This is a genomic window from Streptomyces sp. NPDC057682, from assembly GCF_042799575.1.
Classification (GTDB): Bacteria; Actinomycetota; Actinomycetes; order Streptomycetales; family Streptomycetaceae; genus Streptomyces.
In genome coordinates, this window is the sequence record NZ_JBHVIN010000026.1 from 96,412 (window position 1) to 120,145 (window position 23,734).

General features: G+C 72.3%; 22 protein-coding genes. 12 read left to right on the plus strand and 10 right to left on the minus strand.

The window, feature by feature from the left end; genetic code table 11:
- Positions 1-27: 27 nt before the first annotated feature.
- On the minus strand, positions 28-570 hold the full coding sequence (locus ACFVDM_RS35870; protein WP_383650716.1) for a flavoprotein: 543 nt from the start codon (positions 568-570) through the stop codon (positions 28-30).
- Positions 571-828: 258 nt separating this feature from the next.
- On the opposite strand from ACFVDM_RS35870, the gene ACFVDM_RS35875 reads away from it, so the two are divergent.
- The 5 genes from ACFVDM_RS35875 (at position 829) to ACFVDM_RS35895 (ending at position 4,960) form a co-directional block, all read left to right on the plus strand.
- Positions 829-1,629, plus strand: coding sequence for a DUF4253 domain-containing protein (locus ACFVDM_RS35875; RefSeq protein WP_383650718.1), 801 nt, complete (start codon positions 829-831; stop codon positions 1,627-1,629).
- A 129-nt stretch (positions 1,630-1,758) separates the two neighbouring features.
- Positions 1,759-3,021 (plus strand): choice-of-anchor A family protein, encoded by a 1,263-nt coding sequence (locus ACFVDM_RS35880; RefSeq protein ID WP_383650722.1) that lies wholly within the window; start codon positions 1,759-1,761, stop codon positions 3,019-3,021.
- Between the two features lie 208 nt (positions 3,022-3,229).
- A complete protein-coding gene (locus ACFVDM_RS35885; protein WP_383650725.1) occupies positions 3,230-3,742 on the plus strand; it encodes a DUF664 domain-containing protein in 513 nt (170 codons plus the stop codon).
- A gap of 125 nt (positions 3,743-3,867) precedes the next feature.
- Positions 3,868-4,476 (plus strand): GNAT family N-acetyltransferase, encoded by a 609-nt coding sequence (locus tag ACFVDM_RS35890; protein ID WP_383650728.1) that lies wholly within the window; start codon positions 3,868-3,870, stop codon positions 4,474-4,476.
- A gap of 52 nt (positions 4,477-4,528) precedes the next feature.
- On the plus strand, positions 4,529-4,960 hold the full coding sequence (locus ACFVDM_RS35895; RefSeq protein WP_383650732.1) for an ester cyclase: 432 nt from the start codon (positions 4,529-4,531) through the stop codon (positions 4,958-4,960).
- 32 nt (positions 4,961-4,992) lie between these two features.
- Here ACFVDM_RS35895 and ACFVDM_RS35900 read toward each other — a convergent pair whose 3' ends face one another.
- Positions 4,993-5,970, minus strand: a complete 978-nt coding sequence (locus ACFVDM_RS35900; RefSeq protein ID WP_383650734.1) for a MarR family transcriptional regulator — start codon at positions 5,968-5,970, stop codon at positions 4,993-4,995.
- Positions 5,971-6,578: 608 nt separating this feature from the next.
- Here ACFVDM_RS35900 and ACFVDM_RS35905 point away from each other — a divergent pair.
- Entirely contained in the window at positions 6,579-8,408 is a 1,830-nt protein-coding gene (locus tag ACFVDM_RS35905) for an alkyl/aryl-sulfatase (protein WP_383650736.1), read from the plus strand.
- Between the two features lie 34 nt (positions 8,409-8,442).
- Here the strand turns inward: ACFVDM_RS35905 and ACFVDM_RS35910 are convergent, their stop codons facing one another.
- The gene (locus tag ACFVDM_RS35910) at positions 8,443-10,026 is read right to left on the minus strand and encodes a helix-turn-helix domain-containing protein (protein WP_383650739.1); all 1,584 of its coding nucleotides are present in this window, start codon (positions 10,024-10,026) and stop codon (positions 8,443-8,445) included.
- 418 nt (positions 10,027-10,444) lie between these two features.
- On the opposite strand from ACFVDM_RS35910, the gene ACFVDM_RS35915 reads away from it, so the two are divergent.
- Together ACFVDM_RS35915 and ACFVDM_RS35920 are read left to right on the plus strand one after the other, a co-directional pair.
- The gene (locus tag ACFVDM_RS35915) at positions 10,445-11,209 is read left to right on the plus strand and encodes a DUF4232 domain-containing protein (RefSeq protein WP_383650742.1); all 765 of its coding nucleotides are present in this window, start codon (positions 10,445-10,447) and stop codon (positions 11,207-11,209) included.
- Between the two features lie 159 nt (positions 11,210-11,368).
- A complete protein-coding gene (locus tag ACFVDM_RS35920) occupies positions 11,369-12,088 on the plus strand; it encodes a DUF4232 domain-containing protein (RefSeq protein WP_383650746.1) in 720 nt (239 codons plus the stop codon).
- Positions 12,089-12,126: 38 nt separating this feature from the next.
- Here ACFVDM_RS35920 and ACFVDM_RS35925 read toward each other — a convergent pair whose 3' ends face one another.
- The gene (locus ACFVDM_RS35925; RefSeq protein WP_383650749.1) at positions 12,127-12,537 is read right to left on the minus strand and encodes a DUF3224 domain-containing protein; all 411 of its coding nucleotides are present in this window, start codon (positions 12,535-12,537) and stop codon (positions 12,127-12,129) included.
- An 81-nt stretch (positions 12,538-12,618) separates the two neighbouring features.
- Between ACFVDM_RS35925 and ACFVDM_RS35930 the strand changes: the two genes are divergently transcribed.
- Positions 12,619-13,464: a HEAT repeat domain-containing protein gene (locus tag ACFVDM_RS35930; protein ID WP_383650753.1), complete on the plus strand. Its 846-nt coding sequence runs from the start codon at positions 12,619-12,621 to the stop codon at positions 13,462-13,464.
- Here ACFVDM_RS35930 and hemB read toward each other — a convergent pair.
- The 6 genes from hemB to ACFVDM_RS35960 form a co-directional block, all read right to left on the minus strand.
- Positions 13,461-14,456 carry a porphobilinogen synthase gene (hemB, locus tag ACFVDM_RS35935; protein WP_383650756.1) on the minus strand — a complete coding sequence of 332 codons (996 nt, stop codon included), beginning with the start codon at positions 14,454-14,456 and terminating at the stop codon, positions 13,461-13,463. The two genes, ACFVDM_RS35930 and hemB, sit on opposite strands and share 4 nt — an antisense overlap.
- 126 nt (positions 14,457-14,582) lie before the next feature.
- The gene (locus tag ACFVDM_RS35940; protein ID WP_383650760.1) at positions 14,583-16,250 is read right to left on the minus strand and encodes a uroporphyrinogen-III synthase; all 1,668 of its coding nucleotides are present in this window, start codon (positions 16,248-16,250) and stop codon (positions 14,583-14,585) included.
- Complete coding sequence (gene hemC, locus ACFVDM_RS35945) at positions 16,247-17,233, minus strand: hydroxymethylbilane synthase (protein WP_383650764.1); 987 nt, start codon at positions 17,231-17,233, stop codon at positions 16,247-16,249. Before hemC ends, ACFVDM_RS35940 begins: the two co-directional genes overlap by 4 nt.
- Positions 17,230-18,738, minus strand: a complete 1,509-nt coding sequence (locus ACFVDM_RS35950; protein ID WP_383650768.1) for a glutamyl-tRNA reductase — start codon at positions 18,736-18,738, stop codon at positions 17,230-17,232. Before ACFVDM_RS35950 ends, hemC begins: the two co-directional genes overlap by 4 nt.
- A complete protein-coding gene (locus ACFVDM_RS35955; protein ID WP_383650771.1) occupies positions 18,735-19,502 on the minus strand; it encodes a redox-sensing transcriptional repressor Rex in 768 nt (255 codons plus the stop codon). The genes ACFVDM_RS35950 and ACFVDM_RS35955 overlap by 4 nt, the downstream gene beginning before the upstream one ends.
- Before the next feature lie 272 nt (positions 19,503-19,774).
- Entirely contained in the window at positions 19,775-20,050 is a 276-nt protein-coding gene (locus tag ACFVDM_RS35960) for a glutaredoxin family protein (RefSeq protein WP_383650775.1), read from the minus strand.
- Between the two features lie 147 nt (positions 20,051-20,197).
- Here ACFVDM_RS35960 and ACFVDM_RS35965 point away from each other — a divergent pair, with 147 nt between their 5' ends.
- The 3 genes from ACFVDM_RS35965 (at position 20,198) to ACFVDM_RS35975 (ending at position 23,709) form a co-directional block, all read left to right on the plus strand.
- Entirely contained in the window at positions 20,198-21,127 is a 930-nt protein-coding gene (locus ACFVDM_RS35965) for an HAD family hydrolase (RefSeq protein ID WP_383650778.1), read from the plus strand.
- Between the two features lie 338 nt (positions 21,128-21,465).
- Positions 21,466-22,263: an ECF subfamily RNA polymerase sigma factor, BldN family gene (locus tag ACFVDM_RS35970; RefSeq protein ID WP_383650781.1), complete on the plus strand. Its 798-nt coding sequence runs from the start codon at positions 21,466-21,468 to the stop codon at positions 22,261-22,263.
- A 249-nt stretch (positions 22,264-22,512) separates the two neighbouring features.
- Positions 22,513-23,709: a DUF5667 domain-containing protein gene (locus ACFVDM_RS35975; RefSeq protein ID WP_383650784.1), complete on the plus strand. Its 1,197-nt coding sequence runs from the start codon at positions 22,513-22,515 to the stop codon at positions 23,707-23,709.
- The last annotated feature ends 25 nt before the right edge of the window (positions 23,710-23,734 follow it).

Here is a 23,734-nt window from a genome sequence, read left to right on the forward strand (position 1 = left end):
TCCCGCCCCTTCTTGGCGCAACGGCAGTCATCCTTCGGGGAAACCGGGGATCCTGCTGTCCAACAGTTCCAGTGCCTCGTCCCACCGAAATAGGTCCGCCCCGCCGCCTGTCTTCGGCCGGTGGGGCTCGTACGACCCGATGAGAACGCCCATCTCCCGGAGCTGGTCCAGGCTCCGGCCGTACGCCGGGTGGGCTGCCAAAGCCGTATTGACGTAAGGGAGAACGGCGGTGGGGATGCCCATCCCGTAGGCCTCGCACAGGATGCCGAGGGCCAGGGTGTCGGCGATGCCGGCCGTCCATTTGTTGATCGTGTTGAAGGTGGCGGGCGCGACGGCGATGGCATCGGCGGGCGGAAGGGGACCCATGGCGCCGGGGCTGCGCCAGGCCGAGCGGATCGGGTAGCCGGTCCGGGCCTCGATCGCTTCCGTGTCGAGGAAGCCGAGCCCCTGGGGCGTGGCCACGACCCCGACGCCCCAGCCCTTGCTCTGCGCGGCGGTGATCAGCTTGTGGGCGTCGCCCGCGATGCCGGCTGCGCAGACCACGACGTACAGGAATGGTTGTGTCGTCATGCCGGGGCTCCCAGTCGTCGGCTCAGTCGGTGGAGTTCGGGCAGCGTACGACGCCGGTCGCGGGCGCAGCGACGAGCAGGGGCGTCTGGGTCCACTACGGCTTCACCGGCACCGGCATGTGGATCTCCCCAGAGGCGTTCGGCTGATTCTTCGGTACGGCCCCCTCAACGACTGCGGACCCATCGGGCCCTGCGACGGAACGCAGTAACGAAGCCCGGACCCGGCCCCGTTGTCAGTGGGACCCCCTACGGTTCAGGTATGGCGACGCTTCCGAACCCGCTCCGTTCCCCCGCCGAGGCAGGACTGCTGCTTCCGCCGGGGACCTTCGTGGACTCCACGATGAACGGCCCATGGCACGAACCCCTGCTCTGGTACGGGGAGGAGGCGGCGGTGCCCGGGACCTGGGCCGGGATGCGGGATCTGGGGCGGCCGGTCGGGCTGCTGCCGGTGCTGATCGACGGCGGGATGCGGAACGAGCTGCCGCAGAACTGGGACCTGGCCCCGGACCGGATGTCGTACGCGGGGGACCACGAGGCGGAAGAGGTGCTGCGCGGGTTCTGGGAGGAGTACGCAGGCGACGAACTGCCCCCGGGCGACTCCTCCGTGATCGCCTGGCCGGGCCTGGCGCCGGTGCCGGCCGTGGCGGGGCCGGACACGCCGGAGGGGCTGGCGGCGGCGATCGCGGACCAGGTGACGGAGATCGGCGGGCCGATGGCGGGGCTGCGGGCGGGTCTGGTGCCCGCGCGGCGCAGCGCGGACATACCGGCGGCGATCGGCTGGACGGGCCCGACGAACCATGAGAACGACGTGGCGCGGCTCTGCGCGGTGCTGCGTTCCTGGGAGGACCGCTTCGGCGCCCGCGTCGTCGCGCTCGGCTTCGACACGATGATCGTCTCCGTGAGCCGCCCGCCGACGACGGCCGCCGAGGCCGGGGCCCTGGCGGCCGAGCACTTCGCGTTCTGCCCGGACAACATCCAGCAGTCGACGCTCAGCACGCTGGAGGTGTACGCGGAGAAGGCCGTGCTCCACCAGGAGGTGTGGTCGTTCTGGTGGGACTGAGCCCCGGACGGTCCGAACGGCGTCGGAAGTAACGCCTGCATTGGTCTTGACCAATTTCCCCGAGTGTGAGAATCATGACCGGAGTCGCCACAGAATCTTCATAACTGCTCCGCAGGAGAACCACGCACTATGCGCATACCGACCTCCGCCGCCCTCGCGGCGCTCGGCGGTGCCCTCGTTCTCGGGCTCACCGTCGCTCCGGCCGCCCAGGCCACCCCCGCCGCCGGGGACTGCGCCACCAACGCCTTCGGCATCGCCGGACAGTACGGCGAGTTCGTCCTCGGGGACGACGTCCACTCCCCCGACGCGGAAGGTGCCGTGGCGGTGGGCGGCAACGCCGACTTCCGGGGCGGGTTCAGCGTCGGCAACGAGCTGACGTCCGCCCAGGTCGACGCGCTGCCCGGCCGGGCGTCGCTCGTCGTGCGGGGCGACCTGCTCAACGGTGGTTCGGCCACCGTCGTGATGAAGGGCAACGCCGTCGTCGGCGGTTCGGTGAAGGACCGGGCCGTCGAGATGCACAACGGCACCTTCGCCAAGAAGGCCGATCTCATCGACTTCGACGGCGAGTTCACCAAACTGCGCGCCTACTCCGACGCCCTGGCCGACGAGCAGGCCACCGCCGGGACCGAGGTGCGGCTCGACGGGACCAGGCTGACGCTGACCGGAACGGACACCGGCCGCAACGTCTTCTCCGTCCCGGCCTCGCAGCTGGAGAAGGCGAAGGAGGTCTTCGTCAAGGTCCCGGCCGGGGCGACGACGATCGTCAACGTCACGGGCACGGCCTACGACATGGCGAGCGCCGGCACGACGGGCTTCTTCCTCTCGGGCGGCCAGGACTTCGTCCTCGACGACAAGCTCCAGAGCGCGAACGACGGAGCGGTCCGCGCCCGGCTGCTGTGGAACTTCCCCGACGCCACCAAGATCGCCAAGAGCAGCCTGGCGGCCTGGCCGGGCAGCGTCCTCGCCCCCCGCGCGCACCTGGAACTGGGCACGGGCGCCCCGGTGAACGGCTCGGTGTGGGTGGCCTCGCTGCACGGATCGGGCGGCGCGGAGACGCACCACTTCCCGTTCACCGGCTGCCTGCCGGAGGTCCCCGGCACGACGACCCCGTCGCCCAGCACTCCCGCGACGACACCCCCCGCGACCGGCACCCCGTCGGCCTCGGCACCGCCGACCGGCAGCGCCACCCCGTCCGACGCCCCGTCGGGCACCCCGTCCGGTTCGCCGTCCCCCGGCGCCCCGGCACCGTCCGCCGGCCCCTCGCAGCCCGCCGAGGGCGACCTCGCGACCACCGGCAGCAGCAACATGCTCCCGATCGCCCTCGGCGGCGCGGCGGTCGTCGTCGCCGGTGCGGGCCTGGTCGTCATGACCCGCCGCCGCAAGCGCGCCTGACGCCGGCCCCCGCCCCGACCAACGGCCCCTGGATTTCCGCCCCTGCCGGGCGGATTCCGGGGGCCGTTCCCGCACACCCCACAGCAGCCAACTGCTCGCCGTACGGCCGGGCCAAGCACCACAAGCCCTGGACAGAACGTCACCACCTGCCCAGCATGGGGGCCTTGGCCAGGAAACCCGTCCGGCCCCACCACCCCCGGAGCTCCCAGTGACCTCACCCGCCCCCGCCGCCCCCGAGGTCCAGGCCCTGCTGGCGGCCCTGGACGGCCAGCGCCGCCACATCCTCGGCATACTCGACGGCCTCTGCGAGGAAGACCTGCGCCGCCCGGTCCTCCCCTCGGGCTGGAGCTGCCTCGGCCTCGTCCAGCACCTCGCGCTCGACGTCGAACGCTTCTGGTTCCAGGCCGTGGTCACGGGCGACAAGGACGTCATCGCCTCCCTCGCGGACATCGACAACGCCTGGCAGGTCCCCGACACCACCCCCACGACCGAGGTCCTCGCCCGCTACCGCACGGAAACCGCCCGCGCCGACGCCATCGCCGCAGCCTCCGCCCCCGACACCCCCCTCGCCTGGTGGCCCCAGGACCTCTTCGGCGACCCCCACCTCCACACCCTCCGCGACGTCCTCCTCCACGTCCTCACCGAAACCGCCTGCCACGCGGGCCACTTGGACGCCGCCCGCGAACTCCTGGACGGACGGCGGTGGCTGGTGCTGACGTAGGCGCACCTCTGATCGCACCGCCCCGCCGGGCGACCGCCGGAAGGCGGGCAACGGCCCCACCACGCTCCACCCACCGCCCCGGAACGCGATGGCTCCGCCCCCGGCCGTCCCCATAGGGTCGGGCCATGAGCGAGAACACCGAGTCCGGATGTGCGCACGACGACGACACCTCCGGTGCCGGGAGGGTGGTGTCGTGGCGGGCGCGTTCCGTGGGGCTGGCGCCGGTCGACGTCGATGACGCGGAGCTGTTGCACAGGTGGCGGGCGGATCCGACCGCTCTGTACGAGATCGGGATCTGGCCCCGCTCCCTGACGGCGATGCGCGAGCGCATCGAGCGGAACAACGACAACGACGACCAGGACGACTTCCTCGTGCTGCTCCCCGACGGCACCCCGGTCGGCCATGCGGCGCTCACGCACCAGAGCATGGTCAACGGCACGGCGGAGGTCGAACTCATGCTGGCCCCCGAGCACCGCCGCAACGGGTACGGGGTCGCCGCCCTGGACGCCCTGGTGGACCTGGCGTTCGGCGAACTGCCGATGCACCGGCTGGTGGCCGAGACGCATGCGGAGAACGCCGCCGCCCTGGCCGTCCTCGGCCGCTCCGGCTTCGTCCGCGAGGGCACCAGCCGCTCCGCCTGTTTGCATCGGGGCCGACGCCTCGACATCGCCGTCTGCTCCCTGCTGCGGGCGGAATGGGAGGCCCTGGACCGGCCCCGCGCGTGGGAGGACTGACCCGGGGCCCCTCCGCCGAGCTGCGCAGACGTCCCGATGTCACACTTTGCGCATGAGCAATCCCAAGGACCTCGTCCGTCAGTTCCTCCTCGACGTGCGCTCCGGGCGGCACCCCGAGCGGGCCGGTGACTTCATGGCGCCGCGTGTCCGGGCGCATCAGGTGATGTCGGAGGCACCAGCGGTCGTGGAGCGCACGCCGGAGCAGTACGCGGAGCACGTACGGGAGATGCTCGACGCGTACGGGGAGTTCACGCTGACCGTGGACGAGCTGATCGCGGACGGGGACCGGGTGTACGCGCGCTGGACGCAGAAGGGGCGGCACGTGGGGCAGGTGGACGCGTTCGCGCCGACGGGGGCGCCGGTCTCGGCGATGACCAGTGCGGTCTACCGCGTGGAGAACGGGCTGATCGTCGAGTACTGGATCCAGATCGACCGGCAGGGAATCGCGGCCCAGCTCCGGCAGGCGGCCGCCTCCGGGCGGTGACCTCGGCACGGCCCTCGGCGGAGACCTCCCCCTCAGCGCCGCGCGGGCCGGGGCGGCCGGGACTCGCGCAGCAGGCCCCTGAGCCCGTCCACCCGGGTGCGGACCTCGCACTCCTCCGGGTCGGCGGACTCCGGGGGAACGGGGGCTCGGCAGGAGCGGCAGAGGCCGTCCGGGAGCGCTTCGGCGGGGCCGGGGACCCTGCACGCGGTGCATTCCATCGACGGGCTCGGCGCAGCCGGACCGGCAGGGGCGAGCGCCTGACGTGCGGGCGGCAGCTTCTTGACGAGCCGGTCGCGGGTGAAGCCACGGGGCGAGGCGACCGCTTCGGGCAGTCCGGCCGTCAGGACGCTCACGAGGTAGTCGGTGCCGACGCCGCGCATCAGCCACTGGGCGGCGAGCGGTTCCAGTACGGCGCAGTCGTCCTCCGAGAGGGCGAGCCGCGCATCGCGCTCACCGAGCAGCGCCAGGGCGCGGAAGGCGGGGGACGGCTCCACGGACACCGCAGGCGCCGAAGGGGCCGCAGGCACCACAGGCACCTGCACGGGCGCCGAAGCGGCCGTCCGCTGAACCGGAACAGCGGCTGCGGCGGGCACGGGCGCGGTCACAGTCCCAACGGATGCGGACTCGGACACAGCCACAGGCACCGGCACAGCAGCCGTCTCGGACACACCGCCAGCCGCCAGCGCCGCCCACCACTCGTTGTCGCGGGCCGTCCGCGACCAGTACGTACGGAACACCCACCGCACCTCGCCGTCTCCCGTGCTCACCGAGCAGCGGAAGCGGCGCAGGTGCCCCGCCACGGAGAGGGCCGTCAGGGCGGAGGCGATCGCCTGCTGCCCGTACAGGGGAATCTGTTTCGCGAGGCTCTTCACGCTCATCGACGCACCCTCGGGCAGCCGCTCGACGAACCCGGCGACGCAGCGCTCGCGCGCGGGCAGCAGGGCGAAATCACCTGCTGAACGCGGAAGTTGGCCGGGGGCTTCGCGCTTGCCGTAGCCGGGATTCGCCATCGGATGCGAGGCCGGTCCTGCGGGCGCGGGAAGGGGGGAGCTAATGTCTCGTACAGCCATGGGATCAGCTTTCTGAAGTGTGGTGATCTCGGGTCAGACCCCGGCCGGTGTTGCTACGCCGCGTCGGGGTCGTCTTATGTGCTCGCACCGTAAACAGTCGACACGCTGCGTCGCAAGCCGTCACCATTAGTCATACTTGCTCGCCGTTACGGGGTAGGGAGGCGGGGAGGTTGTCCCAACCCCCCTTAACCACCCATCAGTTGAAGAAGGCGCTCGAATCCCGGCGCTCGACGCTCGACACCCGGGTCCCAAGTCCCGAGCTTCGGGCCGCGCCCCTCCCTCCGATCGCTTGAACGGGTGACACGGGCCGCGATCCACGCCCCCGCCCGTATCCGGCTCCGACCCCCCGAAGCCCGAGACCCGAGACCCGAGACCCGGGCTTCGGGGGATCACCCCGCCCGCCCCCGCCTGCCCCGCCCCCGTCCCCTGTCCCCCGTCCCCCGTACGGCCCAGTCCCCCATGCCCCCGTACGGGTCCTGCGGCAGCGTGGGACGCGGTCGCGCGCGCCCGGGTTCCGGCCGGGCGCGCCCTGATGTGGGGAGAGCCCGATGACCCGTTCCGACGACCTCGATCTGCTGGACTTCTCCGACACCACCGACTTCGAGGACGCGGACCGGGGGCTGGTCGCCCCGCCCTCGGCCGCCACCGTGACGGCGGAGGACGGGCGGGTGGTGTGGGACTTCGGGGCCACGGCGTTCCTGGAGGGGGACTGCCCGGAGACCGCCAACCGCAGCCTGTGGCGGCAGTCGCAGCTCTGCGCGCGGGCCGGGCTCTACGAGGTCACCGAAGGCATCTACCAGATCCGCGGCTTCGACCTCTCCAACATGACCCTGATCGAGGGCGACACGGGCGTGATCATCGTCGACCCGCTGGTCTCCGCCGAATGCGCCGCCGCCGGCCTCGCACTCTACCGATCGCAGCGCGGGGACCGGCCCGTGACGGGCGTCGTCTTCACGCACTCCCACATCGACCACTTCGGCGGCACGCTCGGCGTCGTCGAACCGGGGGCGGACGTGCCGATCGTGGCGCCCGCCGAGTTCATGGAGCACTCGGTCGCCGAGAACGTCTACGCCGGTACGGCGATGCTGCGGCGCGGTGTCTACCACACGGGCGCCGAGCTGGAGCCGGGCCCGGCCGGGCTCATCGGCGTCGGCCTCGGCTTCACCGCGTCCAAGGGCACCCCGAGCCTGCTGCCGGCCACCGTGGACGTGACCCGGACCGGCCAGGAGGAGACGCTGGACGGGGTGCTGTTCCGGTTCCAGCTGACCCCGGACACCGAGGCGCCCTCGGAGATGAACTTCCACCTCCCCCGGCGCCGGGCCCTGTGCATGGCGGAGAACGCCACCCACAACCTGCACAACATCCTGACCCTGCGCGGCGCGGTCGTCCGCGACGCCCGTATCTGGGCGCGCTACCTCACCGACGCCGTCGACACCTTCGCCGCCGAGTCCGACGTCCTCTTCGCCTCCCACCACTGGCCGACCTGGGGCACGGAACGGCTGACCCGCTTCCTGTCCGAGCAGCGCGACCTCTACGCGTACCTCCACGACCAGACGCTGCGGCTGGCCAACCAGGGGCACACCGGCATCGAGATCGCCGAGATGATGGAGCTGCCGCCCGCCCTGGCCGGCGCCTGGCACGCCCGGGGTTACTACGGCTCGGTCAGCCACAACGTGAAGGCGATCTACCAGCGCTACATGGGCTGGTACGACGGCCACCCCTCCTCCCTCTGGGAGCACCCGCCCACCGAGAGCGCCCGCCGCTACGTGGACTGCATGGGCGGCCTCGACGCGGTCCTCACCAAGGCCCGCCGGTACCTCGCCGACGACGACGCCCGCTTCGCCGCACAGATCCTCAAGCACGCGGTGTTCGCCGCACCGGACAGCGCGGACGCCAAGGAACTCCTCGCCCAGACCTTCGAACGGCTCGGCCACGGCGCCGAATGCGGCACCTGGCGCAACAACTACCTCATGGGCGCCAAGGAGTTGCGCGAGGGCGTCACGACCACCCCGATCAGCTCCGGGAGCATGGCCGGGGCCCTGTCGGTGGGCCAGGTCTTCGACTCGCTCGCCATCCGGGTCAACGGCCCCAAGGCGTGGGACGAGTCCTTCACCTCGCTCTGGCACTTCACCGACCTGGGCCGCACCTACCGCCTCTCCCTGCGCAACGGCGTCCTCACCCACGCCGTCGTCCCCGACGCCCGGGTCCGTGACGTCAACGCCGACCTCAGCCTCACCCTGACCAGGGACCGGCTGACGGACCTGCTCGGGGGCACGACCACCGAGCCGATCGAGCACGAGGGCGACCTCATGGTCCTGCACCGCCTGCTGGACGCCCTGGACCGCACGGACCCGTCGTTCGCGATCGTCACCCCGTAGGAAAAGGCGGCTCACCGACGCCCCGTAGGTTGGCTCAGCGCTTCTCCCACACCGTGGTGTCCCACCGGTAGTAGTAGGTCGGCCGCCCGGCGATGCTGCTGGTACGGAACGGCTTCCCGCCGTCGTCGATCTCCAGCGTGCCGGTGCGGCCCCCGCTGCTCCAGTCCAGCTCCAGGACCCAGCTGACGTCGTGCCCCTCCACGTGCGCCTCGATGTCGAAGACCTCCACATCGCTCGCGGAGACCCGGAACGGGAAGTTCTTCGCCGGAATGGGCCCGTCCGCCTGCATCCCCGCGACCGGGACGAGCGTGGGGCGGCTGTCGTCCAGGTCCACCTTGAACGACTGGGGCTCGATGGTGCTGCCGCAGCCCTCGCCCATCGAGAACGCGGAGTGCTGGAGGGGCGCCCGCTGACTCAGCACCCTCACGCGCAGCGCGTTGAGGACGACGGCCTGCTCCGAGGTGCCCTGCACGGTGATTTCGAGCATCATCGTGCCGCCGTCGACCCCACCGAGCACCTTCGCCCAGCCCCGTGAGGTCTTCGGGTTGTCCGGCGGCGGCGGAACGCTGTCGGCGTCCTGGTCGACCAGATAGAACTGCCCGCACGGACCGTCCCAGTTGTACGAGGTGATCGCCGCGGTCGGCGGCCGGCCCGGCTCGCTCCTCGGCTTCCCCGCTCCGGCCCCGGAGCCCGCCGAGGAGGACCCGGAAGGCGTCGTGGACGCGGACGCGGAGCCGGTGCTCGCCGACGGACTCGGCCGCTTCGACGCGCTGACCGAGGGCGACGGACTCCCCGGCCCCTCGGACACGGCATCGGCAGCCTTGCCGTCGCCCGACGCCGCACCCTTCGGCCGCTCCGCCGCCGTATCGGAACCCGCGTTCCTCAGCTCCCCCACCACCACCGCCGTGGGCACGGTGAGCGCGACCACCGCCGCCACCGCGAGCAGCACCCGGGTCCGCCCCGAGGCCCGCCGCCACCGGGAGGCGGCGGGCTCGGCAGCCTCGCGCGTGATCTCGTTCTCCGCCAGGGCCCCGAGGGCCGGTTCAGGTGCGAGGGACTCCGGCGCGGAATCGCGTACGGACTCCGGCCCCGGACCAAGCGGCCCAGGCCCAGGCACAGGCGGCACAACCTCCGGCTCCGGCGCGGGCGGCCCAGCCTCTGCCTCCGGCGCGGGCGGCCCAGCCGCCGGATCGGGCACGAGCGGCCCGGCCTTCGCCTCGGGATCGGGCGCCTTCCCGGAATCGGATGCCGGCGCCTCGCCGGAGGCCGCAACCGGGCCTTCCCCGGAGGCCGCACCCGGCGCCTCGCCCGAGGCCGCGACCGGCGCTGCGGCGGAGGCCGCGACCGGGGCCCCGCCCTCCGACTTCCCTCTGCGCCGCGCCTCGTCGGCCAGGATCCACTGCCGGTGCAGCACGACCAGTTCGTCCGCCCCCGCACGGCACACCCGCGCGAAGCGTTCGACGGGGGCGTAGTCGTGCGGCACCGCCTCACCGTTGCAGTAGCGGTGGATCGTGGACGTGCTCATGTGCAGCTTCCGGGCGAGCGCTCCATAGCTCAGCCCGGAGCGCTCCTTCAGCTCCCTGAGCGATGCCGCGAACTCCTGGATCTCTGTGCCCACCCCGACCGTTCCCCTCTCCCGCCCTCCCGGAACGGCGTTCCAGGCAGGTGCTGTCTTCGCAGGTCAGAGGGCATGTTTCCGTTCCAGCGTCCCGTACCGGCCGGCAACCGTTGTCCCCTGATCCGGGGGCCGGACACGATGGTGGAACACGCCGCAGCAAGCACCCCGGCAAGGGCAAGCAGCGCGTCTCGTACCACCCACCGACCTGCCCGTCCCCGGGAGCCGCCGTGCGTACTCGTCCTCGACTCAGCCTCACCGACTCAGTGGCCACAGCAGTCCTGATCGCATCCGTCACGACCGTCATCGCTCTGCTGTGGAACCTCTGACCACACGTCATTGTCCAGTACATCCGCCGGCTTCCGGTGTGCCAAAGCGGCGCCCCACAACCCTGCGCAACTCGACGAACGGATCACACCTCATGCGTACCACCGCCTTCCGCCGCGCCGCCCGCACCACCGCCCTCGGCGCCGTCGCACTCCTCGCCTCCCTCTCGCTGACGGCCTGCCAGAGCGACGCCCCGGAACCGTACGACGCCCTCGCGTCCGCCACCCCCGGCTCGTCCGACCGGACCCCGGCCGACAGCTCGGGCACCTCCGGCACCTCCGGAGCCAAGGATGCGACCGCATCGCCCGCCGGCCAGGGCAAGAAGGACTCCACCGGTTCGGATTCCCGCTCGGGCTCGAACTCCGGTTCCGGCTCGGGCGGCGGCAAGTCCACCGCCGAGCCGGCCGGCGGCGACAACAGCGGCGGCGCGACCACGACGGCCTGCACCGGAGCGAACACCAAGCTCTCCATCACCGAGGTCAGGCGGCCGGTCAACCACATGCTGCTCACGCTGACGAACACCGGCTCCAAGGCGTGCAACGCGTACCACTACCCCGCCCTGCGGTTCGGGGAGGCCCAGTCCGTCCCGAACACCGCCCAGGGCAGCAAGCCCCAGGCCGTGGTGACCCTCAACCCGGGCGAGTCCGCCTACACCGGCGTCATGACGTCGTCCGCCGACGGCAGCGGCTCGAACGGATACAAGACCCGGGACCTGGAGGTCGGTTTCCAGAACCGCGACGGCGGCTTCGACGGCACCGGCTCTCCGGTGAGCGTGCCGCTCGCCAAGAGCGTGTACGTGGACAGCACCCTGACGGTCACGTACTGGCAGACCGACATGGACGACGCGCTCCAGTACTGAGCCCCACCACGCACCCAGCCACACCACGCACTCAGCGCCACCACGCAGTCAGCGCCATCACGTCCTCAGCACCACCACAGCCGCACCACCGACCACCGGCCCATCACAGCCGCGCCACCGACCACCGGCACCACCACACACTCCACGGGGAGAACCACCATGCGCAGCAACCGCATCCGCACCACCGTCCTGGCCGCCACCGCCCTGCTCGCCGCGCTCTCGCTGACGGCGTGCAACGGGGACGACGGAGCCGCCGCCGGTCAGCCCGGCGCGGCCTCCCCCGCGGCCTCGGCCGACGCCGACGGCACCGCGAAGCCCTCGGCCGACGCGACCCCGGCCAAGGACTCCACCGCGGACACGGACACCGAACCGGCCGGCGACGCCAAGCCGAAGGCCCCGGCCGGAACGAAGGCCCCCGGCGGCGGCACGGGCGGCGGCAGGGGCAGCGGCGGCGGCAGCACGAGCCCGGTCACCTGCGTGGCGTCCAACACCAAGATCACCGTGACCAAGGTGAGCCGCCCCATCAACCACCTGCTGCTCACCCTCACCAACACGGGCTCCCGCCCCTGCTACGCGTACTACGCGCCGATGCTCCGCTTCGACGACGCGCAGGCGGTGTTCCCGGTGCTCCAGGACAGCAAGCCGCAGGCCGTGGTGACGCTGGAGCCGGGCCAGTCCGCGTACGCCGGCATCGGCCTGACCGGAGAGCCCAACGGCCGGAAGCCGTACAAGAGCGAGCACCTGGGCGTCTTCCTCGCCGACCGGAACAACCAGTCCGAGTCCGACGCCACCGAACTGACGCTGCCCGGCACGACCTACTGGGACGACAACGGCTTCGTCACCTACTGGCAGACCGAGATGGACAACGCCCTGCTCTGAAACACCTCCGGTTCCGGGAAGCGTCCGAGCGACGCGGCCTAGAACTCGACGTCGAACCAGATTCTGTGCGTGCCGTCCTCGTCGACGGCGATCCCGCCGCCCCCGCTGATCCCGGCGAGGGCGGCGGTTCCGCTCGACGGCACGACCGAGAAGAACTCGTCGGAGCGGTCCGAACCGCGCGTCGCGGCCGAGTGCACGAAGTTGAAGGTGCCCTCCCGGCCGTCGAGCGCGCCCTCGAAGGACTCCATCGCGATGTACGAGCCGACGCCGGACTCCTGGTCGAACGCGGCGGTGAACAGGGTCGTGGACCGTCCCACGACCCCGCCATCGAAGGCCTTCACGATGGTCGCGAGCCCCACCGGAAGGGCCGTGGTGATCGCGGGCTCGGGCTCGGGCTTCAGCTCGGTCGGGACGAACGAGGTCACGGTGAACGTTCCAGAGATGCGCATGTCCCGATCGTATGGACCGCCACTGACACCCGCCCGAAAACCGCTCGGCCCGCCCGGGGCCGGTCTCCTACCCTCGCGGCCATGGCCATGTTCGTGCATCTGACCCCCGCCGCGTACGCGGACCGCATCCGACGCACCGGCATACGGGCCGCCGCGCACGGACCCGACGGCGGCCGGGGCGTGTACTGCTTCCCGGTCCTGCCGTCGTACGCCCTGACGCATCAGTGGCTGCGCGAACTCGCCCGCCACCACGGCCCCCGCGGCCTCGTCGCCGTCCATCTGCGGCTGCCCGACGCCGAGCCCGTCACCGTCGGGCACTACGGCCGCCGGCGCGGCGGGGCGCCCACCGGCGTCACCGCGAGCGAGGCCGTCCGCCGGATCGCCGCCCTGGAGGACCCGCGCGGCTGGGAGGTGTTCCTCCCCCGGCCCGTCCCGCGCGGCGAGATCCACCGCGTCCGCGCCGTCCGCCAGGTGACCGGCTGGCGCTACTTCCCCGACGCCCACGGCACCCGCCCGTGCACCTGCACCGGCTGCCGGGTGCGCGGCGAGTACGGCTCCGCCCGGCTGCGCCGGCGCCGGCCCCACCCGCTGGACGGCCCGGCCCCGGCCGTTCCCGTCCTCCTGGAACGGCTCGACGCGGCCCGGGACGCGGGCGCCCTGCGCGAGGCGCTGTACTGGTTCGGCTTCCGCCGCCGGGGCCCCCTCGACCGACTCGCCCCGCTCGCCGGCCACCCCGACCCCACCGTCCGCGCCGCCGTCGTCCGGGCCGTCGCCCGCTGGACGACCCCCGGTGTCGACGACCTCCTGCGAGACCTGGCCGCCGACCCGGACCCGGAGGTGCGCGAGGAGGTCGACTTCACCGGGCGGCTGGACGACACCCCGCCCGAGGAGGAACCGGGCGAAGGAGGACCGGCAGACGTCCCCTAAGCGCGCAGCAGCCGCGCCGCCTCCGTCGCCCAGTACGTCAGGATCATCTGCGCGCCCGCGCGCCGGATCCCGGTCAGACTCTCCAGGATCGCCGCCTCGCGGTCGATCCAGCCCTTCTCGGCGGCGGCCTCGACCATCGCGTACTCGCCGCTGATCTGGTACGCCGCGACCGGCACGTCCACCGATTCGGCGACCTTCGCCAGGATGTCGAGGTACGGACCGGCCGGCTTGACCATGACCATGTCCGCGCCCTCCGCCAGGTCCAGCGCCAGTTCGCGCATCGACTCACGGGCGTTGGCCGGGTCCTGCTGGTACGTCTTGCGGTCGCCCCGGAGCGAGGAGCCGACGGCCTCGCGGAACGGGCCGTAGAAGGCGGAGGAGTACTTCACCGTGTACGCGAGGATCGACACGTCCTCGTGCCCGGTCTGGTCCAGCGCGTCGCGGATGACACCGACCTGACCGTCCATCATGCCGCTGGGGCCGACCACGTGGGCGCCCGCGTCCGCCTGGACCTGGGCCATCTCCGCGTACCGCTCCAGGGTGGCGTCGTTGTCGACGCGGCCGTCCTCCGTCAGCACTCCGCAGTGGCCGTGGTCGGTGAACTCGTCCAGGCACAGGTCCGACATGACGACGAGGTCGTCGCCGACCTCCTCGCGGACCGCGCGCAGCCCCTCCTGGAGGATGCCGTCCGGGTCGGTGCCCGCCGTGCCCCGGCCGTCCTTCTTCTCGTCCAGCGGCACACCGAACAGCATGATCCCCGAGACACCGGCCGCGACCGCGTCGACCGCGGCCTTCCGCAGGGTGTCCAGGGTGTGCTGCTGGACACCGGGCATGGCCGAGATCGGGACCGGGGCGTCGATGCCCTCGCGCACGAACGCGGGCAGGATCAGGTTCGCCGGGTCGAGCCGTGTCTCGGCGACCATCCGCCGCATCACGGGGGTCGTCCGCAGCCGACGGGGCCGCGAGCCGGGGAAGTTTCCGTACACAGTCATCCTTCGAGACTAGACCCGTACACATCACGCTCTTACCGACACCCTTGTTGGCAAAAGGCCCCGGAAACGCGCCGGGGCCCGGCCCCCTCCGAAGAGGTGGCCGGGCCCGCAGCCGCTCAGGTCCGGTCAGGTCGTCGTACGACGTCTCCGCGCGCCCGGACGGCGCTCGCTGGGCCGGGTCACCGGGTCCCCGGCCTCCTTGGCCGCGTCCCGGCGGCGCGCGCCGAACTCGGCCAGGGCCTCGGCCAGCTTGTGCACCGAGGGCTCCGGGGAGAGGACGTCCACACGCAGCCCGTGCTCCTCGGCGGTCTTCGCCGTGGCCGGACCGATGCACGCGATGACGGTCACGTTGTGCGGCTTGCCCGCGATGCCGACCAGGTTGCGCACCGTGGAGGACGAGGTGAAGAGCACCGCGTCGAACCCGCCGCCCTTGATCGCCTCACGGGTCTCGGCCGGCGGCGGCGAGGCGCGGACCGTGCGGTACGCGGTGACGTCGTCGACCTCCCAGCCCAGCTCGATGAGCCCGGCCACCAGGGTCTCGGTGGCGATGTCGGCCCGCGGCAGGAACACCCGGTCGATCGGGTCGAAGACCGGGTCGTACGGCGGCCAGTCCTCCAGCAGACCCGCGGCGGACTGCTCGCCCGAGGGCACCAGGTCCGGCTTCACACCGAAGTCGACCAGGGCGGCGGCGGTCTGCTCGCCGACCGCGGCGACCTTGATCCCGGCGAAGGCGCGGGCGTCCAGCCCGTACTCCTCGAACTTCTCCCGCACCGCCTTCACGGCGTTGACGCTGGTGAAGGCGATCCACTCGTAGCGCCCGGTGACCAGGCCCTTGACCGCCCGCTCCATCTGCTGGGGCGTCCGCGGCGGCTCGACCGCGATGGTCGGGACCTCGTGCGGCACGGCGCCGTAGGAACGCAGCTGGTCGGAGAGCGACGCGGCCTGCTCCTTCGTCCGCGGCACGAGCACCTTCCAGCCGAACATCGGCTTCGACTCGAACCACGCCAGCTGGTCGCGCTGGGCCGCGGAGCTGCGCTCCCCGACCACGGCTATGACGGGCTGGTGCCCGTCCGGCGACGGCAGCACCTTGCCCTGCTTGAAGACCTGGGCGATCGTGCCGAGCGTCGCGGTCCAGGTGCGCTGGCGCGTCGTCGTCCCGGCGGCGGTCACGGTCAGCGGGGTGTCGGGCTTGCGGCCCGCCGAGACCAGCTCGCCCGCGGCCGCGGCCACGGCGTCGAGCGAGGTCGAGATGACGCACGTCGCGTCGCTCGCCCCGACCTCGGCCCAGCAGCGGTCCGTGGCGGTACGGGCGTCCACGAAGCGGACGTCCGCGCCCTGCGCGTCGCGCAGCGGCACCCCGGCGTACGCCGGCACGCCCACGGCGTTGGCGACACCCGGCACCACCTCGAAGGGGATGCCCGCGGCCGCGCAGGCCAGCATCTCGGAGCCGGCGTACCCGTCCAGGCCGGGATCGCCCGCGACGGCACGCACGACCCGCCTGCCGCCCTTCGCGGCCTCCATGACAAGATTGGCGGCGTCCCTGAGAACGGGAACCCCGGCGGCTGTTGACTGCGCGTCAACAACCGCCAGCTCAGGGGTGCTCACCCCTGCCCTCGCATGGCAGCGAACGACCCCGAGGACGTCCGGCTCGGCGACAAGGACGTCCGCGCTCGCCAGCGCCTCGACGGCGCGCAGTGTCAGCAGTCCCGGATCGCCGGGACCGGCGCCGAGGAAGGTGACGTGCCCTGCGGACAGGACCGGGAAATCGGATGCGGCGGGGCCGGTGGGGCTCACTGTGCTCGCTCCCCCATAAGACCGGCCGCACCCTTGGCAAGCATCTCGGCCGCGAGTTCGCGACCGAGGGCCGCCGCGTCGTCGTGCGACGTGGGGACGGGACCGGTGGTGGACAGCTGCACCAGCGAGGACCCGTCGGTACAACCGACGACCCCGCGCAGGCGCAGTTCGTTGACAGCCTGACCGTCGGCCAGGAGGTCGGCCAGCGCACCCACGGGTGCGGAGCAGCCGGCCTCCAGGGCGGCGAGCAGGGCACGCTCGGCGGTCACGGCGACCCGGGTGTACGGGTCGTCGAGCTCCGCGAGCGCGGCGGCGAGGTCGGCGCTGCCGGCAGCGCACTCGATCGCCAGTGCTCCCTGGCCGGGAGCGGGCAGAACGGTGTCGACCGACAGGAAGTCGGTCACCTCACCGCTCCGTCCGAGACGGCTGAGCCCGGCCGCGGCGAGTACCACCGCGTCCAGCTCCCCGCTTCGTACGAATCCGATACGCGTATCGACGTTGCCCCGCACCGGCACGGTCTCGATCTCCATGCCGTGGCTGCGGGCGTACGCGTTGAGCTGCGCCGTGCGGCGCGGCGAGCCGGTGCCGATCCGGGCCCCGGCCGGCAGCTGCTCGAAGGTCAGCCCGTCCCGGGCCACCAGCGCGTCGCGCGGGTCCTCGCGCACCGGCACCGCGGCCAGCACCAGACCCTCGGTCGGCGCGGTCGGCAGGTCCTTGAGCGAGTGGACGGCGAAGTCCACCTCGCCGCTCAGCAGCGCCTCGCGCAGCGCGGCGACGAACACGCCGGTCCCGCCGATCTGCGCCAGGTGCTCCCGGGAGGTGTCCCCGTACGTGGTGATCTCGACGAGTTCCACGGCGCGGCCGGTCACCTCGCGGACCGCGTCGGCCACCATGCCGGACTGCGCCATGGCGAGCTTGCTGCGCCGGGTCCCCAGCCGCAGCGGCTGGATGCCCCCCGCGCCCAGGGGTGAGTTGTCGGTCATGACCGCCCTCGATTCGGGTCGTTCAGGTCTGCCCGGGAGACGGCGGCGACCGTCTGCGGGTCGAGGTCGAAGAGTTCGCGCAGCGCGTCCGCGTACCCGGCACCGCCGGGCTCGCTGGCGAGCTGCTTGACCCGCACGGTGGGCGCGTGCAGGAGCTTGTCGACGACGCGGCGCACGGTCTGCGCGATCTCCGCGCGCTGCTTCTCGTCCAGGTCGGGGAGGCGGCCGTCCAGCCGGGCGATCTCGCCCGCGACCACACCGGCGGCCATCGTGCGCAGCGCGACGACGGTCGGGGTGATGTGGGCGGCGCGCTGGGCGGCGCCGAACGCGGCGACCTCGTCGGCCACGATGGTGCGCACCTGGTCCACATCGGCGGCCATCGGGGCGTCCGCGGACGCCTCGGCGAGCGACTCGATGTCGACGAGGCGCACACCGTCGAGGCGGGCGGCGCCGCCGTCGATGTCGCGCGGCATCGCGAGGTCCAGCAGGGCCAGGCGCACCGGTCCGGTGGACTGGGCGGGCACGGTCGCCCGGCGTACGGCGCGGGCCTGCGCAGTCGCCGTGGCGGAACCGTTCTCCACCCAGGCGGCGTGCTGCTCGTCCGGCGCGGCGGGTGCGGCGAGGGCCGCGACGGGGGCGGCGGGCGCCTCCCGGGCGGGCACGACGTCGACCCCGAGCGCCCCGGCGACGGCCTCGGCGGTGAGCACCAGACCGGTGGCACCGGTGCAGGAGACCACGATGTCGGCACGTGTCAGTTCACCGGAGACCTCGGTCATCCCGACGGCACGTGCGGTGACTCCGGTGCCGTCGGCCTGGCCCAGGATCTCGACCAGCCGGTCGGCGCGGGCCCGGGTGCGGTTGGCGACGACGACCTCGGCGACACCGGTACGGGCCAGGGTCGCGGCGGCCAGCGAGGACATCGAGCCGGCGCCGATGACCAGGGCGCGCTTGCCCTTCGCCCAGGCGGCTGGCTCGCGTCCGTCGGCGAGCTGTTCCAGGCCGAAGGTGACCAGGGACTGTCCGGCCCGGTCGATCCCGGTCTCGCTGTGGGCGCGCTTGCCGACCCGCAGGGCCTGCTGGAACAGGTCGTTCAGCAGCCGCCCGGCGGTGTGCAGTTCCTGCCCCAGCGCCAGCGCGTCCTTGATCTGGCCGAGGATCTGGCCCTCGCCCACGACCATCGAGTCCAGTCCGCAGGCCACCGAGAAGAGGTGGTGGACGGCCCGGTCCTCGTAGTGCACATAGAGATACGGAGTCAGCTCGTCCAGCCCGACGCCGCTGTGCTGGGCGAGGAGCGTGGACAGCTCGGCGACGCCCGCGTGGAACTTGTCCACGTCGGCGTACAGCTCGATGCGGTTGCAGGTGGCGAGGACGGCGGCCTCGGCCGCGGGCTCCGCGGCGAGCGTGTCCTGGAGCAGCTTGGCCCGGCTGTCGTCGGTCAGCGAGGCCCGCTCCAGTACGGAGACGGGGGCGCTGCGATGGCTCAGTCCCACGACGAGGAGGCTCATGCCGGCATCACGGCGGGCATGTCCCCGTCGGGTCCCTTCCGGCCGGTGGTGGTGGCGCGCACGGGCGGCGCGGCCGGGTCGGGGCCGCCGTCGGCGGCCTCCTCGCCGGACTTGCGCTGCTCGTGGAAGGCGAGGATCTGCAGCTCGATGGAGAGGTCGACCTTGCGCACGTCGACGCCCTCGGGCACGGAGAGCACCGTCGGGGCGAAGTTGAGGATGGAGGTCACGCCCGCGGCGACGAGCCGGTCGCAGACCTGCTGGGCGGCGCCGGGCGGGGTGGTGATCACACCGATCGACACGCCGTTCTCGCTGATGATGCGGTCGAGCTCGTCCGCGTGCTGGACGGGGATCCCGGCGACCGGCGTGCCGGTGAGCGCCGGGTCGGCGTCGATCAGGGCGGCGACCCGGAAGCCGCGCGAGGCGAAGCCGCCGTAGTTGGCGAGGGCCGCGCCGAGGTTGCCGATGCCGACGATGGCGACCGGCCAGTCCTGGGTGAGGCCCAGCTCACGGGAGATCTGGTAGACGAGGTACTCGACGTCGTAGCCGACGCCGCGCGTGCCGTACGAACCGAGATAGCTGAAGTCCTTGCGCAGCTTCGCGGAGTTGACCCCGGCCGCCGCGGCGAGCTCCTCGGAGGAGACCGTGGGGACCGAACGCTCGGAGAGCGCGGTCAGCGCGCGGAGATACAGCGGAAGTCGGGCGACGGTGGCCTCGGGAATTCCTCGGCTACGGGTCGCCGGTCGGTGATTTCGGCCAGTTGCCACGGTGCTCCTGCGGGATGAGCGGGGCTGCAGGCGGCCGTATGTCCCAAGACCGCCCCGTCGAATGCAGGCTATGTCTTTGTGAACGCGTGCACAAAGATTGTGTCCGTTTTGTCCGGTCAAAGTGACCGGGGTCACGCACGCACGTCCCGCGATCCAGGAACCATGGATCGCATCAGCCCGTTGCAGGCCCGAAGGGGGCAAAGCGGAACACACTCCTCACAGCCACGCCCCCGAGACCACTCAAAACGCCCACGATGGTAACCGCGTTTGGCTCAGGAAAGCAGCGCGCGGCGCAGTCTCGCCGGGTCCACACGCCAGAACGTGTGCTGTTCGTTATCAACCAGCACCACCGGGATCTGCTCCCAGTACGCCCGGTACAGCTCCTCGTCACCGGTGATGTCCTTCTCCTCCCAGGACGCCCCCGTCTCCTCGCAGACCGCCCGCACCACCTCGCGGGCGTCGTCGCACAGATGGCACCCCGGCTTCCCGACCAGGGTCACCACCCGCTCGGCGGGCTTCTTCTTCGTACGGCGCAGCAGCGGACTCATGCCCTCATTCTGCGCCGCCCCCGACCCGTTCCCGGTTTCGGCCGGTCCCTCCGCAATCGCCCGTTTAACGTCTCCGCCGTCGAGAGTTCACGCCACCGCATCCCGGCAGCTCGGGATCGGGCGGGACGAATGACTATGCTCACCGGCATGGCCGCTCTTGGATGGCTCACCCCCCGCCGGCGCTCCGCGACAGCACGGAGCGTGCTGGCGGGCGAGGCAGCAGCAGAGGCAGCACGGCAGTCCTCGCTCACGGACGCCGGGCACGCCGAGGACACCGCCGAGGAGCCCGAGTTCCCCGTCGTCGGAGACGACCGGGCGGCGGCCTTCTTCGACCTCGACAACACCGTCATGCAGGGCGCCGCGCTCTTCCACTTCGGCCGCGGGCTGTACAAGCGGAAGTTCTTCGAGCGCCGCGAGCTGACCCGGTTCGCCTGGCAGCAGGCCTGGTTCCGGCTGGCCGGCGTCGAGGACCCCGAGCACATGCAGGACGCCCGCGAGAGCGCCCTGTCCATCGTCAAGGGCCACCGCGTCTCGGAGCTGATGTCCATCGGCGAGGAGATCTACGACGAGTACATGGCCGACCGCATCTGGCCCGGCACCCGCGCGCTCGCCCAGGCGCACCTCGACGCCGGCCAGAAGGTCTGGCTGGTCACCGCCGCCCCGGTGGAGACCGCCACGATCATCGCCCGCCGGCTCGGCCTGACCGGAGCCCTGGGCACCGTCGCCGAATCGGTCGACGGCGTCTACACCGGACGCCTGGTCGGCGAACCCCTGCACGGTCCGGCCAAGGCCGAGGCGGTGCGCGCGCTGGCCGCCGCCGAGGGCCTGGACCTCGCCCGCTGCGCCGCGTACAGCGATTCGCACAACGACATCCCGATGCTCTCCCTGGTCGGGCACCCGTACGCGATCAACCCCGACGCCAAGCTCCGCAAGCACGCCCGCGCCCGGGACTGGCGGCTGCGCGACTACCGGACCGGCCGCAAGGCCGCCAAGGTCGGCATCCCCGCCGCGGCCGGCGTCGGCGCCCTGGCCGGCGGCACCGCGGCCGCCGTCGCCCTGCACCGCCGCCGCCGCTGACCCCCTCCCCCGCTCCGGGCCGCGCCCGGGGCGGGACACCGATCCGAAGTCCGTACGCCCCTACGGCTCCGGCCAGTCGGCCTGTCCGCACCCGGCCACAACCCGTCGCGGCCGCAGGCAGATCCGTAAGGAAATCGATCAATAACCGATCACGATGCGCTACTTGATGCATCGAAAAGTCGCTACAGAAGCGACGTAATCGGTGATTTGAGCAACTGGGTGTAGCACTGCCTGTACGAAGCGTTATTCTCCTCAGACGCATTCCGGAACCTTTCCCTCACTACGACGAGTGACGGTTCCGCACTGCACGTGATGGAAGCTCTGCCTCTGGGAGTCCCGTGTACCCACACGTCGGGGTTGACGCCTCGGGCCTGGCTACGCTGCGCGCATCGGTCGCCGACCGTCTGCGCGGCTTCGTCCCCACCGCGTACGCCGTCCCCGCCTTCGCCACCCCTGCACCTGTCGGCCCTTGCTATGCCCTGGCCGAACGCGGTGCGGCGGTCGGAAGACGGGGCAACCGCGGCACGACGGCCACGGCCGCCTCCGCGTCGACGTCCGCCCCCGTCCGCCGGCCGACCGCCGACAGCGACAGCGCGCGCATGATGGATCTCGTCGAGCGCGCCCAGGCCGGCGAGGCCGACGCCTTCGGCCGTCTCTACGACCAGTACAGCGACACCGTGTACCGCTACATCTACTACCGGGTCGGCGGCAAGGCGACGGCGGAGGACCTCACCAGCGAGACCTTCCTGCGCGCCCTGCGGCGCATCTCCACCTTCACCTGGCAGGGCCGCGACTTCGGCGCCTGGCTCGTCACCATCGCCCGCAATCTGGTCGCCGACCACTTCAAGTCCAGCCGCTTCCGGCTGGAGGTCACGACCGGCGAGATGCTCGACGCCAACGAGGTCGAGCGCAGCCCCGAGGACTCCGTCCTCGAATCCCTCTCCAACGCCGCACTGCTCCAGGCCGTGCGCCGCCTCAACCCCCAGCAGCAGGAGTGCGTGACCCTGCGCTTCCTGCAAGGGCTCTCGGTCGCCGAGACCGCCCGCGTGATGGGCAAGAACGAGGGCGCGATCAAGACCCTCCAGTACCGCGCCGTCCGCACGCTGGCCCGGCTCCTTCCGGACGATGCCCGCTGACCTCCCGACCACCCCCGCCACCCGGGACACCCCGTCCCCCCTCACTCCCCGCGACAACCTCTTCACGCACTGGTCCGATCATCTTTCGTGCGTAACCCAAGTGCCGCGCCGCTCGTTGTGCCGGTTGCAGGCCCCCTGTCGTCACGCCCTGTCCGCCGACACTCACTCGTTCGTGTGGAAGCGCTCAAGGTGTGCAACCTTCCGGACCAGCAGGGGAGTCGACCGTCATGACGAGAGGAGGTGCCGCCAGTGATCGCAAACGTCTCGGCACACCGGCGGGCGAACGCCTTCGCCCAGGCCCTGGAGGAGCAGTCGCTCCGCGGTGCGGCGGCCGTACAGTCCGAGGACCCGGCCGAACAGGCCGCCCCGGAAGAGCTGTTGGCCCTGGCGAACGGCCTCGGTGAGCTGCCGAAGCCGCAGTTGGACCCCGACGTCAAAGTGGTGCAGCGGGCGCAGCTCGTCGCCGCCATGGAGACCATGTTCGCCGGGGGCGGTGCGTCCGCGGACCCTACCGTGCCCGAGCAACGGGGCAGGGGCGCCCATCGGGCCTCCCCGCTCCGCAAGCTCCGCCCGAGATCGCGCTGGACCAAGGGACTGGCCGCCGGCGGCCTCACCGTGGGTGTGGCGGCGGGCGCCTTCGGCGGAGTGGCCGCTGCCAGCTCCGACGCCCTCCCCGGTGACTCCCTCTACGGCCTGAAGCGCGGCATGGAGGACATCCACCTCGGCCTGGCCAACGGCGACACGGACCGCGGCGAGGTCTACCTCGACCAGGCGTCCACCCGCCTCGGCGAGGCCCGCCGCCTCATGGAGCGCGCCCGCTCCGGCGACCTCGACCACGAGCAGCTCGGCGAGATCCGGCGCACCCTCAACCGCATGACGCACGACGCCACCGAGGGCCACCGCCTCCTCCACTCCGCCTACGAGCGGGACGGCAAGATCGGCCCCATCCAGACCCTGGACTCCTTCTCCCGCTCCCACCGCGAGACCTGGAGCAACCTCCGCGACCGCCTCCCGGTCCAGCTGACCGACGTCGGCGACGAGGTGAGTTCGGTCTTCGCCGCCATAGACGAAGAGGTCGGCCCGCTCCAGTCGCTGCTCCCCCGCGCACCCGAGCGCAGCGGGACGGCACGCGACTCCGGCACCGACGGCACCGGCTCGGCCCCCTCCGCCCGTACGGGCACCCCGTCGCCCTCGTCCCCCGCGGACAGCCACGGGGCCGGCACGGACGGCACCAGCGCCTCGCCACGCCCCTCGGACACCGGCAGCACCCCCGCGGACGGCCTGATCGCCGGCGGCACCGACGGTCTGCTCAACCCCCCGTCGACCGGGACCACCCCGTCCGACACCGCCCCGAGCACACCGCCCACCCCGGACATCACCCTGCCCCCGCTCATCCCGGGGCTCATCGGCGGCCTCGGGATCGACGCCCAGGACGACAAGGGCTGATCCGCATCCGGCGACCGGCGGCGGT

Excerpts from the sequence above, each read along its gene's own strand:
- ACFVDM_RS35870 (WP_383650716.1), bottom strand. The coding sequence starts at position 570 with ATGACGACACAACCATTCCTGTACGTCGTGGTCTGCGCAGCCGGCATC.
- ACFVDM_RS35875 (WP_383650718.1), top strand. The coding sequence starts at position 829 with ATGGCGACGCTTCCGAACCCGCTCCGTTCCCCCGCCGAGGCAGGACTG.
- ACFVDM_RS35880 (WP_383650722.1), top strand. The coding sequence starts at position 1,759 with ATGCGCATACCGACCTCCGCCGCCCTCGCGGCGCTCGGCGGTGCCCTC.
- ACFVDM_RS35890 (WP_383650728.1), top strand. The coding sequence starts at position 3,868 with ATGAGCGAGAACACCGAGTCCGGATGTGCGCACGACGACGACACCTCC.
- ACFVDM_RS35895 (WP_383650732.1), top strand. The coding sequence starts at position 4,529 with ATGAGCAATCCCAAGGACCTCGTCCGTCAGTTCCTCCTCGACGTGCGC.
- ACFVDM_RS35900 (WP_383650734.1), bottom strand. The coding sequence starts at position 5,970 with ATGGCGAATCCCGGCTACGGCAAGCGCGAAGCCCCCGGCCAACTTCCG.
- ACFVDM_RS35905 (WP_383650736.1), top strand. The coding sequence starts at position 6,579 with ATGACCCGTTCCGACGACCTCGATCTGCTGGACTTCTCCGACACCACC.
- ACFVDM_RS35915 (WP_383650742.1), top strand. The coding sequence starts at position 10,445 with ATGCGTACCACCGCCTTCCGCCGCGCCGCCCGCACCACCGCCCTCGGC.
- ACFVDM_RS35920 (WP_383650746.1), top strand. The coding sequence starts at position 11,369 with ATGCGCAGCAACCGCATCCGCACCACCGTCCTGGCCGCCACCGCCCTG.
- ACFVDM_RS35925 (WP_383650749.1), bottom strand. The coding sequence starts at position 12,537 with ATGCGCATCTCTGGAACGTTCACCGTGACCTCGTTCGTCCCGACCGAG.
- ACFVDM_RS35930 (WP_383650753.1), top strand. The coding sequence starts at position 12,619 with ATGGCCATGTTCGTGCATCTGACCCCCGCCGCGTACGCGGACCGCATC.
- hemB (WP_383650756.1), bottom strand. The coding sequence starts at position 14,456 with ATGACTGTGTACGGAAACTTCCCCGGCTCGCGGCCCCGTCGGCTGCGG.
- hemC (WP_383650764.1), bottom strand. The coding sequence starts at position 17,233 with ATGACCGACAACTCACCCCTGGGCGCGGGGGGCATCCAGCCGCTGCGG.
- ACFVDM_RS35950 (WP_383650768.1), bottom strand. The coding sequence starts at position 18,738 with ATGAGCCTCCTCGTCGTGGGACTGAGCCATCGCAGCGCCCCCGTCTCC.
- ACFVDM_RS35960 (WP_383650775.1), bottom strand. The coding sequence starts at position 20,050 with ATGAGTCCGCTGCTGCGCCGTACGAAGAAGAAGCCCGCCGAGCGGGTG.
- ACFVDM_RS35965 (WP_383650778.1), top strand. The coding sequence starts at position 20,198 with ATGGCCGCTCTTGGATGGCTCACCCCCCGCCGGCGCTCCGCGACAGCA.